Origin of the sequence: Pseudomonas vranovensis, from assembly GCF_040438935.1 — a bacterium.
In the GTDB taxonomy this organism is placed as follows: Bacteria; Pseudomonadota; Gammaproteobacteria; order Pseudomonadales; family Pseudomonadaceae; genus Aquipseudomonas; species Aquipseudomonas vranovensis.
Genome location: NZ_CP159259.1, coordinates 4841901 through 4853993, shown reverse-complemented (window position 1 = coordinate 4853993; position 12093 = coordinate 4841901). Strand labels below are relative to the sequence as shown.

The 12093-nt window shown below is 63.9% G+C and carries 12 protein-coding genes; 4 read left to right on the top strand and 8 right to left on the bottom strand.

What is annotated here, in order from left to right; translation table 11 throughout:
• Positions 1–24 precede the first annotated feature (24 nt).
• The 5 genes from ABVN19_RS22465 to def are packed head-to-tail and all read right to left on the bottom strand — an operon-like array spanning position 25 to position 4544.
• Entirely contained in the window at positions 25–336 is a 312-nt protein-coding gene (locus ABVN19_RS22465) for a tetratricopeptide repeat protein (RefSeq protein ID WP_028942590.1), read from the bottom strand.
• 11 nt (positions 337–347) lie between these two features.
• The gene (trkA, locus tag ABVN19_RS22460; RefSeq protein ID WP_028942591.1) at positions 348–1721 is read right to left on the bottom strand and encodes a Trk system potassium transporter TrkA; all 1374 of its coding nucleotides are present in this window, start codon (positions 1719–1721) and stop codon (positions 348–350) included.
• Between the two features lie 19 nt (positions 1722–1740).
• Complete coding sequence (gene rsmB / locus ABVN19_RS22455; RefSeq protein WP_105641127.1) at positions 1741–3051, bottom strand: 16S rRNA (cytosine(967)-C(5))-methyltransferase RsmB; 1311 nt, start codon at positions 3049–3051, stop codon at positions 1741–1743.
• Complete coding sequence (gene fmt / locus ABVN19_RS22450; protein ID WP_028942593.1) at positions 3048–3980, bottom strand: methionyl-tRNA formyltransferase; 933 nt, start codon at positions 3978–3980, stop codon at positions 3048–3050. Before fmt ends, rsmB begins: the two co-directional genes overlap by 4 nt.
• A 57-nt stretch (positions 3981–4037) precedes the next feature.
• The gene (def, locus tag ABVN19_RS22445; protein ID WP_028942594.1) at positions 4038–4544 is read right to left on the bottom strand and encodes a peptide deformylase; all 507 of its coding nucleotides are present in this window, start codon (positions 4542–4544) and stop codon (positions 4038–4040) included.
• A gap of 242 nt (positions 4545–4786) precedes the next feature.
• Here def and dprA point away from each other — a divergent pair, with 242 nt between their 5' ends.
• Together dprA and ABVN19_RS22435 are read left to right on the top strand one after the other, a co-directional pair.
• Positions 4787–5893: a DNA-processing protein DprA gene (dprA, locus tag ABVN19_RS22440; protein WP_028942595.1), complete on the top strand. Its 1107-nt coding sequence runs from the start codon at positions 4787–4789 to the stop codon at positions 5891–5893.
• A 37-nt stretch (positions 5894–5930) separates the two neighbouring features.
• On the top strand, positions 5931–6488 hold the full coding sequence (locus ABVN19_RS22435) for a Sua5/YciO/YrdC/YwlC family protein (RefSeq protein ID WP_028942596.1): 558 nt from the start codon (positions 5931–5933) through the stop codon (positions 6486–6488).
• 67 nt (positions 6489–6555) lie between these two features.
• Here the strand turns inward: ABVN19_RS22435 and ABVN19_RS22430 are convergent, their stop codons facing one another.
• Positions 6556–7533: an NADPH:quinone reductase gene (locus tag ABVN19_RS22430; RefSeq protein ID WP_105641128.1), complete on the bottom strand. Its 978-nt coding sequence runs from the start codon at positions 7531–7533 to the stop codon at positions 6556–6558.
• Between the two features lie 127 nt (positions 7534–7660).
• On the opposite strand from ABVN19_RS22430, the gene hemF reads away from it, so the two are divergent.
• Together hemF and aroE are read left to right on the top strand one after the other, a co-directional pair.
• Positions 7661–8587, top strand: a complete 927-nt coding sequence (gene hemF, locus ABVN19_RS22425; protein ID WP_028942598.1) for an oxygen-dependent coproporphyrinogen oxidase — start codon at positions 7661–7663, stop codon at positions 8585–8587.
• A 55-nt stretch (positions 8588–8642) separates the two neighbouring features.
• Positions 8643–9467: a shikimate dehydrogenase gene (gene aroE, locus ABVN19_RS22420; RefSeq protein ID WP_105641129.1), complete on the top strand. Its 825-nt coding sequence runs from the start codon at positions 8643–8645 to the stop codon at positions 9465–9467.
• 61 nt (positions 9468–9528) lie between these two features.
• Here aroE and ABVN19_RS22415 read toward each other — a convergent pair whose 3' ends face one another.
• Both ABVN19_RS22415 and choX read right to left on the bottom strand, forming a co-directional pair.
• On the bottom strand, positions 9529–11100 hold the full coding sequence (locus ABVN19_RS22415) for a SulP family inorganic anion transporter (protein ID WP_028942600.1): 1572 nt from the start codon (positions 11098–11100) through the stop codon (positions 9529–9531).
• Between the two features lie 72 nt (positions 11101–11172).
• Positions 11173–12093 (bottom strand): choline ABC transporter substrate-binding protein, encoded by a 921-nt coding sequence (gene choX / locus ABVN19_RS22410; protein ID WP_028942601.1) that lies wholly within the window; start codon positions 12091–12093, stop codon positions 11173–11175.

Genomic DNA, 12093 nt, shown 5'->3' with positions numbered 1-12093 from the left:
GGAGCGGGCTGGCCCCGCGATCACTTAACCGGCTTTATCCAGTTTCTTGAGAAACACAGTCATCTCTTTCTCGGCCTGCTTGTCACCATGAGCCTGGGCCGCCTCCAGCCCTTGCTGCCAAGCCCGCCGCGCCGCTTCCGGGTCACCGTGCAGTTGATGGGCCTTGCCCAGCAGCTTCCACGCCGCCGAATACTTCGGATCAAACTCGACGCAGCGCTGCAGGTGAACGGCGGCCTCGGCACCATTGCCTTCATCCAGCCAGGCTTTGCCCAACCCGAAGCGCAACAGGGCGTTATCCACACCCTTGGCCAGCATTTTTTCCAGTGATTCGCGCATGTCCTGCTCCTTCAGAAGAAGCTCAACCCTACATGGAACAGCTTCTCGACGTCACGGATGTACTTTTTATCCACAACGAAGAGGATCACATGGTCGCCCGCCTCGATCACGGTATCGTCGTGGGCGATAAGCACTTCTTCGTCACGAATGATCGCGCCGATGGTGGTGCCGGGCGGCAGGGCGATGTCTTCGATGGCCTTGCCGATCACCTTGCTCGATTTGGAGTCGCCGTGGGCGATGGCCTCGATGGCTTCCGCCGCGCCGCGCCGCAGCGAGTGAACGCTGACGATGTCGCCGCGGCGCACGTGGGCCAGCAAGGTGCCAATGGTCGCCAGTTGCGGGCTGATGGCGATGTCGATATCGCCGCCTTGCACCAGGTCGACATAGGCCGGGTTGTTGATGATGGTCATCACCTTGCGCGCCCCCAGGCGCTTGGCCAATAGCGAGGACATGATGTTGGCCTCGTCGTCGTTGGTCAGGGCCAGGAAGATGTCGGCCTCGGCGATGTTCTCTTCAAGCATCAGGTCGCGGTCCGAGGCGCTGCCTTGCAGGACCACGGTGCTGTCCAGGGTGTCGGAGAGGTAGCGGCAGCGGGCCGGGTTCATCTCGATGATCTTCACCTGGTAACGGCTTTCGATGGCCTCGGCCAGGCGCTCACCAATCTGCCCGCCTCCGGCGATGACCACGCGCTTGTTGGTTTCATCGATGCGGCGCAGCTCGCCCATCACTGCACGGATATGGGCCTTGGCGGCGATGAAGAAGACCTCGTCATCGGCCTCGATCACGGTGTCGCCCTGGGGCAGGATCGGCCGGTCACGGCGGAAGATTGCTGCCACCCGGGTGTCGACGTTGGGCATGTGCTCGCGGATCTGGCGCAATTGCTGGCCCACCAGCGGGCCGCCGTAGTAGGCCTTGACCGCTACCAACTGAGCCTTGCCGTCGGCGAAGTCGATCACCTGCAGGGCACCGGGGTGCTCGATGAGGCGCTTGATGTAGTGGGTCACCACCTGCTCCGGGCTGATCAGCACGTCGACCGGGATGGCTTCGTTGTCGAACAGGCCCGCACGCGTCAGGTAGGCCGACTCCCGCACCCGGGCGATCTTGGTCGGGGTGTGGAACAGGGTGTAGGCGACCTGGCAGGCGACCATGTTGGTTTCGTCGCTGTTGGTCACCGCCACCAGCATGTCGGCGTCATCGGCGCCGGCCTGGCGCAGTACGGTCGGGAACGAGGCGCGGCCCTGGACGGTACGAATGTCCAGGCGGTCGCCGAGGTCGCGCAGGCGCTCGCCATCGGTGTCGACCACGGTGATGTCGTTGGCTTCGCTGGCCAGGTGCTCGGCCAGCGTACCGCCGACCTGCCCTGCGCCCAGGATGATGATCTTCATCCGCTCTTCCCTTCTCTATTTATCCGCGCGCGGCGGCGATTTTGATCAGCTTGGCATAGTAGAAGCCGTCGTGTCCGCCTTCCTGGGCCAGCAACTGGCGGCCATGGGGCTGACGCAGGCCGGCCTGGGTCGCCAGGTCCAGCTCGCGAGCGCCGGGGGTGCGGGCGAGGAACGCCTCGATGACTTCGGTGTTTTCAGTCGGCAGGGTCGAACAGGTGGCGTAGAGCAGGATGCCGCCGACCTCCAGGGTTGGCCACAAGGCGTCGAGCAGCTCGCCCTGAAGGCTGGCCAAGGCCGGAATATCGTCGGCCTGGCGGGTCATCTTGATGTCCGGGTGACGGCGAATCACACCCGTGGCCGAGCACGGCGCATCGAGCAGGATGCGCTGGAAACCCTTGCCGTCCCACCAACTGGCGGTGTCGCGGGCGTCACAGGCAATCAGCTGGGCATCCAGCCCCAGGCGGTCGAGGTTTTCCCGCACACGGACCAGGCGCTTGGCTTCCAGGTCGATGGCAACCACAGCATCGAGACCGGCCTGGGCTTCGAGCAGGTGACAGGTCTTGCCGCCTGGGGCACAGCAGGCATCGAGCACGCGCTGGCCGGGGGCGAGATCAAGCAGGTCGGCGGCCAGTTGCGCGGCTTCGTCCTGGACGCTGATCCAGCCCTGATCGAAACCGGGCAGGCTGCGTACGTCACAGGCCTGGGCGAGCACAAAGCCATCGACGCTGAACTGGCACGGCGTGGCTTCGATGCCTGCCTCGCTCAGCAGCTGCAGGTAGGCATCACGGCTGTGATGACGACGGTTGACCCGCAGGATCATCGGCGGGTGCGCGTTGTTGGCGGCACAGATGGTTTCCCATTGCTCGGGCCAGAAGGCCTTGAGCGATTTCTGCAGCCAGCGCGGGTGGGCGGTGCGCACCACTGGATCGCGTTCGAGCTCGGCGAGAATGTCGCTGCTCTCGCGTTGTGCGCGGCGCAGCACGGCATTGAGCAAGGCCTTGGCCCAGGGCTTTTTCAGCTTGTCGGCACAGCCCACGGTTTCACCCAGGGCGGCATGGGCCGGAATGCGGGTGTACAGCAGTTGATACAGGCCTACCAGCAACAGCGCCTCGACATCGGCATCGGCCTTCTTGAAGGGCTTTTGCAGCAGGCGCTCGGCCAGGGCCGACAGCCGTGGTTGCCAGCGTGCAGTGCCGAATGCCAGGTCCTGGGTCAGACCGCGGTCTCGTACGTCGACCTTGTCCAGTTGCGCAGGCAGTGAGCTGTTCAGCGATGCTTTGCCGCTCAGCACTGCCGCCAGGGCGCGGGCGGCCGCCAGACGTGGGTTCATTGGCCGAGCACCGTGCCGGTGGCGAATTTTTCGCGGCGGCTGTTGAACAGGTCGCTGAAGTTCAGCGCCTTGCCGCCGGGCAGTTGCAGGCGGGTCAGGCACAGGGCCTGTTCACCGCAGGCGACGATCAGTCCGTCCTTGCTGGCGCCGAGGATTTCGCCCGGTTGGCCCGTGCCTGTGGATAACGTGGCGGCCAGGACTTTCACGGCTTCACCGGCCAAGGTGCTGTGGCAGATCGGCCAGGGGTTGAAGGCACGGATCAGGCGCTCCAGCGCAACGGCCGGGCGGCTCCAGTCCAGGCGGGCTTCGTCCTTGTTCAGCTTGTGTGCATAGGTGGCCAGGCTGTCGTCCTGCACCTCGCCTCGCAGCGTGCCGGCGGCCAGGCCAGCAATGGCCTGCAGCACGGCGGGTGGGCCCATTTCGGCCAGGCGGTCGTGCAGGCTGCCCCCGGTATCGGTGGCGCTGATGGGCGTGGTCACCTTCAGCAGCATCGGGCCGGTGTCCAGGCCTGCTTCCATGCGCATCACGGTCACACCGCTCTCGCTGTCGCCGGCTTCGACGGCGCGCTGGATTGGCGCGGCACCGCGCCAGCGAGGCAGCAAGGAGGCGTGGCTGTTGATGCAACCCAGGCGCGGGATATCCAGGACGGCCTGCGGCAGGATCAGGCCGTAGGCGACCACCACCATGAGGTCGGGCTTGAGCGCGGCGAGTTCGGCTTGCGCCTCGGCATTGCGCAGGGTCGGCGGTTGCAGCACCTGGATGCCGTTATCCACAGCCAGTTGCTTGACGGCGCTGGGCATCAGTTTTTGCCCGCGACCGGCCGGACGATCCGGTTGGGTGTAGACCGCCACCACGTCATAGGGGCTGTCGATCAGGGCCTTGAGGTGTTCGGCGGCAAACTCTGGGGTGCCTGCGAAGACAATGCGCATGGAGTTCTCGCTTAAAAAGAAAAAGGCTTGCCGGAGCAAGCCTTCTGGAAGAGGGGATCAAGCTTGCTGGCGATGCTGCTTTTCCAGCTTTTTCTTGATGCGGTCGCGTTTGAGCGTCGACAGGTAATCAACGAACAGTTTGCCGTTCAGGTGATCGCATTCGTGTTGGATGCAGACGGCCAGCAGGCCTTCGGCGATTTCCTCGAACGGTTTGCCGTCGCGGTCCAGCGCCTTGATCTTGACCCGTACCGGGCGATCGACATTCTCGTAGAAACCCGGCACCGACAGGCAGCCTTCCTGGTACTGGTCCATGTCGTCGGTCAGCGTTTCGAGCTCGGGGTTGATGAACACCCGTGGCGCGCTGCGATCTTCGCTCAGGTCCATGACCACGACACGCTTGTGTACGTTGACCTGGGTCGCGGCAAGGCCAATGCCAGGGGCTTCGTACATGGTTTCAAACATGTCATCGACCAACTGGCGGATGCTGTCGTCGACTTCCGTCACCGGTTTGGCGAGGGTACGAAGGCGCGGGTCCGGGAATTCGAGAATGTTCAGAATGGCCATAAGCGTATGAGCTGCACTGTGCGATGAAATACAAACATGAACACACATAATAAAGGGATTCGCCGGATTCGGCACCTGGCAAAGGTCGGCTAAGGTGTTTCAAGACAACCGCAGCCCTGTTTCGACAAGCCTGAAAGGCTGCCGCTCAGGGAGATCCTTCAACCGGTTGTCAAAGTATTATCAACAGAGTTATCCACAGCTTGTGCAAGGTGTGGATTCTCCCTCGATCAAGGATGATCGTCATGGCGCAGTTACCTTCCCCGGGCTGTTCGCCCGCCGAACTCGAGGCGCGTTTGCGCCTGCACCGGATGCCGGCACTCGGTCCGCATCGCTTCAACGTCCTCATTCAAGCCTTTGGCAGTGCCTCGGCAGCGCTGAGCGCGCCGGCGGGTGCCTGGTATTCGCTGGGTATTCCAGCGGCCAGCACCGAATCGCGCCGCAGCCCGCAAGTGCGCGAGGGCGCTGCGGCTGCATTGGCCTGGCTAGAGCGGCGCGACCAGCATTTGCTGATGTGGGACGACCCTGCCTATCCCGCCTTGCTGGCCGAAGTGGATGCAGCCCCGCCGCTGTTGTTCGTGGCCGGCGACCCTGCCCTGTTGGAGAAACCACAGCTGGCGATCATCGGCAGTCGCCGTGCGTCACGACCTGCACTGGATACCGCTGCCGCCTTTTCCCGCCGCCTGGCGCGGGGTGGTTTTGTCATCACCAGCGGCCTGGCCCTGGGCGTCGATGGTGCTGCCCACCAGGCGGCGCTGGATGTCGAAGGGCACACTATCGGGGTGCTGGGCACCGGCTTGCAGAAATTTTATCCACAACGTCACCGGGCCCTTGCCACGGCGATGATCGAGCGCGGCAGCGCGGTGGTTTCGGAGTTTCCCCTGGATGCGGGGCCGGTGGCGGGCAATTTCCCCAGGCGCAATCGCATCATCAGTGGGCTGTCGTTGGGCGTGCTGGTGGTCGAGGCAAGCCTGGCCAGTGGTTCGCTGATCACTGCGCGGCTGGCAGCCGAGCAGGGCCGTGAGGTGTACGCCATTCCGGGGTCGATTCACCATCCGGGGGCCAAGGGTTGCCACCAGTTGATTCGCGATGGTGCGTTGCTGGTCGAAAGCGTCGAACAGATCATGGAAACCCTGCAGGGCTGGCAGCGCTTACCGCCTGCAATCGGTGGTGAAACGACCGGTACGCGCCATGTTCTGGAGGAACTGCTGCTGGCGGCACCGCAAACCTGCGAAGCGCTTGCCAATAGCAGCGGCTGGCCGTTGCCCAGGGTGCTGGCGGCGTTGACCGAGCTTGAGGTGGCTGGCCGAGTCTGTAATGAAGCTGGACGTTGGTTTGCCCGGCCTGCCTAAGTACACTGCTCGTCAGCCTTTACGCGGAGTGATATCAATGGTGAGCAACTGGCGTGTGCAACAAGCTGCGCGTGAAATTCGAGCCGGTGCGGTAATTGCCTACCCAACCGAGGCGGTCTGGGGCCTGGGCTGTGACCCGTGGAACGAAGAAGCCGTGGACCGTCTGCTGGCGATCAAGTCTCGCTCGGTCGACAAGGGGCTGATCCTGATCGCCGATAACATCCGCCAGTTCGACTTCTTGTTCGACGACTTCCCGGAAATCTGGCTCGACCGCATGGGCAGCACCTGGCCTGGGCCCAATACCTGGCTGGTACCGCACCAGAACATGTTGCCGGAGTGGATCACCGGGGTGCATGACACCGTGGCCCTGCGGGTCAGCGACCATCCGGTGGTGCGTGACCTGTGTGCGCTGGTCGGGCCATTGGTGTCGACCTCGGCCAACCCTCAAGGGCGGCCAGCGGCGCGTACCCGGCTGCGGGTGGAGCAGTATTTCCGCGGCCAGTTGGACCTGGTGCTGGGCGGCGCCCTCGGCGGGCGGCGCAATCCAAGTGTGATTCGCGACCTGGTGACCGGCGATATCGTTCGGGCCGGTTGAGGCGGTAAGACCATCGCGGGGCAAGCCTGCTCCAGGCGCTGTAGAGCAGGCTTGCCTCGCGATCAATTCAAGGCAACAACACTGTAGACCCCACCGTACGCCGGGCCGACAACTCGGTCTGCGCCTTGGCCGCGTCACTCAGCGCATAGCGCTGCTGGATATCCACTGTCACCTTGCCGCTGGCGATCATTGCGAACAAATCATCGGCCATCACCTGGGTGTTGGCCGCGTTGTTGGCATAGGAGGCCAGGGTCGGGCGGGTGACATACAGCGACCCTTTCTGCGCCAGAATCCCCAGGTTGACGCCGCTCACCGCGCCCGAGGCATTGCCGAAGCTGACCATCAAACCCCGTGGTGCCAGACAGTCGAGGGAGGTCAGCCAGGTGTCCTGGCCGACGCCGTCGTACACCACCGAGCACTTCTTGCCATCGGTCAGTTCCAGTACCCGCTGCGCTACATCTTCACGGCTGTAGTCGATGGTTGCCCAGGCCCCCAGCGCCTTGGCGCGCTCGGCTTTTTCGGCGCTGCTGACGGTGCCGATCAGCCTGGCGCCCAGGGCCTTGGCCCACTGGCAGGCCAGCGAGCCGACACCGCCAGCGGCGGCGTGGAACAGAATGGTGTCGCCAGGCTGCACGGCGTAGGTCTGCTTGAGCAGGTACTGCACGGTCAGGCCTTTGAGCATCACCGCGGCGGCTTGCTCGTAGCTGATACTGTCGGGCAGCTTGACCAGGTTGGCCTCGGGCAGCACATGGACTTCGCTGTAGGCACCCAGCGGGCCGCCACCGTAGGCCACGCGATCGCCTACCTTCAGGCGCGTCACCTGATCGCCCACGGCTTCGACCACCCCGGCGCCTTCGGTGCCCAGTCCGGATGGCAACGCCGGTGGCGCATAAAGCCCACTGCGAAAGTAGGTATCGATGAAGTTCAGGCCGATCGCATGGTTACGGACCCGCACTTGCTGCGGGCCGGGGGTCGCGGGTTCGAAATCGACCAGATGCAGGACCTCGGGGCCCCCATGCTGGCTGAACTGGATACGCTTGGCCATCTGCACTCTCCTGTCGGTTCGCAAACCCCTATCGGACGCCTTTGCTTGATCGCCGTCAACTGCGGCCCGCCTGCAGCCGGTGGTATGCTACGCGCCGAATTTGTTCATGCCCGCTCCAGGTGACCTGATGACTAGCCGCACCGAGGCCGTGAAAGCCTACCTGCTCGACTTGCAAGACCGTATTTGTGCCGCCCTCGAAAGCGAAGACGGCGGTGCCCGCTTTGTCGAAGACGCGTGGACCCGCGAAGCCGGCGGCGGCGGCCGTACCCGAGTGATCGGCGAGGGCAAGATCATCGAAAAAGGCGGTGTGAACTTCTCTCACGTCTTTGGCAGCGGCCTGCCACCGTCGGCCAGCGCCCATCGCCCGGAACTGGCTGGCCGTGGATTCGAGGCATTGGGTGTGTCGCTGGTGATCCACCCGCACAACCCCCATGTGCCAACTTCCCACGCCAACGTGCGTTTCTTCATCGCCGAGAAAGAAGGTGAAGAAGCCGTATGGTGGTTCGGTGGCGGTTTCGACCTGACCCCTTACTACGGCAACGAAGAAGACTGCCTGCATTGGCACCAGGTGGCCGAGCGCGCTTGTGCACCGTTCGGTGCGGACGTCTATCCACGCTACAAGGCTTGGTGCGACCGCTACTTCCACCTCAAGCACCGTGGCGAGCCGCGCGGCATCGGTGGCCTGTTCTTCGATGACCTGAACGAGTGGGACTTCGACACCTGCTTCGCCTTCATGCGCGCTATCGGCGATGCCTATATCGAGGCCTACCTGCCGATCGTCCAGCGCCGCAAGGCCCAGGCCTATACAGCCCAGCAGCGCGAGTTCCAGGAGTTCCGCCGGGGCCGGTATGTCGAGTTCAACCTGGTCTACGACCGCGGCACGCTGTTCGGCCTGCAGTCGGGTGGCCGCACCGAGTCGATCCTGATGTCGCTGCCGCCGCAGGTGCGTTGGGGGTACGATTGGAAACCTGCATCGGGCAGTCAAGAGGCTCGCCTGACCGAGTACTTCCTGCAGGATCGTGACTGGATTGGCGAGGCCAAGCCCGTTCGCTGATACCGTTGTGGATAACTTTTCCGGCCAGACCGGCCCCGACTCAGGAACCGCGTGAATGGACCAGTACGTTGTATTTGGCAACCCGATCGGCCACAGCAAGTCGCCGCTGATTCACCGGCTGTTTGCCGACCAGACCGGCCAGCAGCTGGAATACAACACCCTGCTGGCGCCACTGGATGACTTCACCGCGTGCGCCCTGGGATTCTTCAAGCAGGGCCTGGGCGCCAATGTCACCGTGCCATTCAAGGAAGAAGCCTACCGCCTGGTCGATAGCCTGACGCCACGGGCCAAGCGCGCGGGGGCGGTGAACACCTTGAGCAAACTGGCCGACGGCAGCCTGCAAGGCGACAACACCGACGGTGCGGGCCTGGTGCGTGACCTGACCGTCAATGCCGCTGTGCAGCTCGCAGGCAAGCGTATATTGCTGCTGGGCGCCGGTGGTGCTGTTCGCGGGGTGCTGGAGCCGTTGCTGGCGCATAACCCGGCTTCGCTGGTGATCGCCAACCGCACCGTGGAAAAGGCCGAGCAACTCGCCCGAGAGTTCGCCGACCTCGGCCCGGTTGCGGCCAGTGGTTTCAGTTGGTTGCAGGAGCCTGTCGACCTGATCATCAATGCCACCTCCGCCAGCCTGGCCGGTGAGCTGCCGCCCATTTCCGCCCACCTGATCGAGCCGGGCGTCACCGTTTGCTACGACATGATGTATGGCAAGGAGCCGACGCCGTTCTGCCAGTGGGCCAGCGCACACAAGGCGGCCAAGGTGCTGGATGGGTTGGGCATGCTTGCCGAGCAGGCGGCTGAAGCGTTCTTCATCTGGCGTGGCGTGCGGCCCGAGACCGGGCCGGTGCTGGATGAGCTTCGCCGTCAGTTGGCGCGGGGTTAGGTCATTGAATCGCGGGGCAAGCCCGCTCCTACGATGGGAGCGGGCTTGCCCCGCGAAGGTTTCACCCCTCGAACCGTATCGGACAGTTCGCAGCGCCTTCCAGCTTGTGCAGTTCCTCGATCACCTGCGGCCGCGCCCGATGCAGCGTCAGGCTGCCTCCTGCCCGGCCCAGGCGCCGGGCCTCACGGTGCAGCATGTCGACCCCGGAATAGTCGATGAAGTTGATCTGCCGGGCGTCGATGATCACATCAGGACCTTGGCAGCGCTGCAGGCGCACTTGCAAGTAATGGCTGGCGCCAAAAAAAATCGACCCCCCTACCCGCAGCACGTCGGCATCACCTTCCCGTGATTGCTGCACCCGTGGGCGCGAGGTGCGCTTGAGGTAGAAGAACAGTGACGCCAGCACTCCGGCGTAGATGGCGGTCTGCAACTCCAGCAGCAAGGTCGCCGCCGCAGTCAGCGCCATCACCAGAAACTCGGAACGGCTGACCCGCCAAAGCGCGCGCATGCCCCGGTGATCGATCAATCCCCAGCAGATCAGCAGGATGCTGCCGGCCATGGCCGGGATCGGAATGTGCGCGATCAGGCCAGCGCCCGCCACGGCAAACAACGCCACCCAGAGCGCCGAGAACACCCCGGCCAGTGGCGAGCGGGCGCCGGCGTCATAGCTGAGCCCTGAACGGGTGAAGGAACCTGAGGACAGGTAGCCGGAGAAAAAGCTGCCGACCATATTCGACAGGCCCTGGGCACGGATCTCCTGGTTGGCATCGATCAACTGCTCCGAACGTGACGACAACGAGCGGGCAATCGACAGGCTGGTCACCAGGCCCAGCATGCCTACGGCCACGGCACTGGGGAGCAGGCGCAGGATCAGCTCCAGGTCCCATAGCGGCAATGGGCTCAAGGGGGGGAGTTGGCCGACGAAGCCGGGCACCAGCAGCACATGGCCAAACACGCCGGGTAACAGCCACACCAGCGCACTGGCGACGGCCAGGGTTATCAACAGGCCGGGCCAGCGCGGACGCAGCAGCTTGAGGGTAATGCCAAGGAGCAGGGTGCCAAGCCCCAGCCCAAGTGAAGACCAATCGACCTCGCCGGCATGGTCCATCAGGCTTTCCAGGGTTTTCAGGGCGGTGGCCTGGCTGGGCAGGTCGAGCCCCATCAGGTTCGGCAGTTGTCCCAGGGCAATGACCACGGCGGCGCCGAGGGTAAAGCCCAGCACCACCGAATGAGACACGAAGTTGACCAGCGCGCCGAAGCGCAACAGTCCCAGCAACCACTGAAAGACCCCTCCCAGAAACGTCAGCAGCAGAATCAGGGTGATGTAGTCGTCACTGCCGCTGATGGCCAGGGGGCTGACGCTGGCATAGAGCACGATGGAGATCGCCGCAGTCGGTCCGCAGATCAGGTGCCACGACGATCCCCAGAGGCAGGCGATCAGCACCGGTACAATGGCGGCGTACAGTCCGTACTCGGCGGGCAGGCCGGCGATAAGGGCATAGGCGATCGACTGCGGCAAGGCCAGGATCGCGCCACTCAGGCCCACCAGCAGGTCGCGGCGCACACTGCTCCGGGTCTGCTGGGGCAGCCAACTGAGGAACGGCAACAAGTGGTGGCGGTCAGGCCGGGCCATGAGCAGTCTCTATCGCAAGCACAAGCTGCACAGGGTGCGGTGTCTGCTGCGCCGGTGCAAGTCGCTGGGCCATTACAGGCTGGCTTTCACGGCTGACCGTGCATCGCCACCATCCAGGCGTGTCACACCTTCGAGCCAATGGTCGAGCTGGGCCGGATGCGCTTGCACCCAGGCCTTGGCCGCCGTTTCATAGCTGACCTTGTTATCCACAACCTGCGCCATGATGGTGTTCTCCATGTCCTGGCTGAACTTCAGGTTGTCGAACAGCCGCGCCACGTTCGGGCAGGCCTGTGGATAACCCTTGCGGGTCAGGGTGTAGACGCTGCCATTGCTGCCAAACCACTGTTCGCCTCCGCTCAGGTAGCGCAGCTTCATCTGCACGTTCATCGGGTGCGGTGTCCAGCCGAGGAAGGCGATGAACCGCTGGCGCTTGGCCGCGCGATGGACCTGGGCGAGCATCGCTTGTTCGCTGGACTCCACCAGCTTCCAGTCGCCGAGATTGAAGGCATTCCGCTTGATGATGTCCTTGAGTGACAGGTTGGCTGGTGACCCTGCGCCGATGCCATAGATCTTCTGATCGAATTGATCGGCAAAGTGCTGAAGGTCGGTAAAGTCTCGAACGCCTGCCTCCCACACATACTCGGGGACCGCCAGGGTGAACTGGGTGCCTTCAAGGTTGCGCGCCAGTTGTTGCACCTCGCCGCTGGCCACGAACTTGTCGTGAAAACCCTGCTGGGCCGGCATCCAGTTGCCGAGGAATACGTCCACCAAGCCATCCCTGAGCCCGCCATAGATGATGGGCACCGCCAGGCTGTCGACCCTGGTCTTGTAGCCCAGGCCTTCGAGCAACAGGCGGGCCACGGCGTTGGTGGCGGCGATATCGCTCCAGCCGGGGTCGGCCATTTTCACGGTGGTGCAATCGCTCTCGGCGCGGGCGCCGAGGCTGGCAAGGCTCAAGACAACCGCAATGATGCTTGTGGATAACCTTCTCAT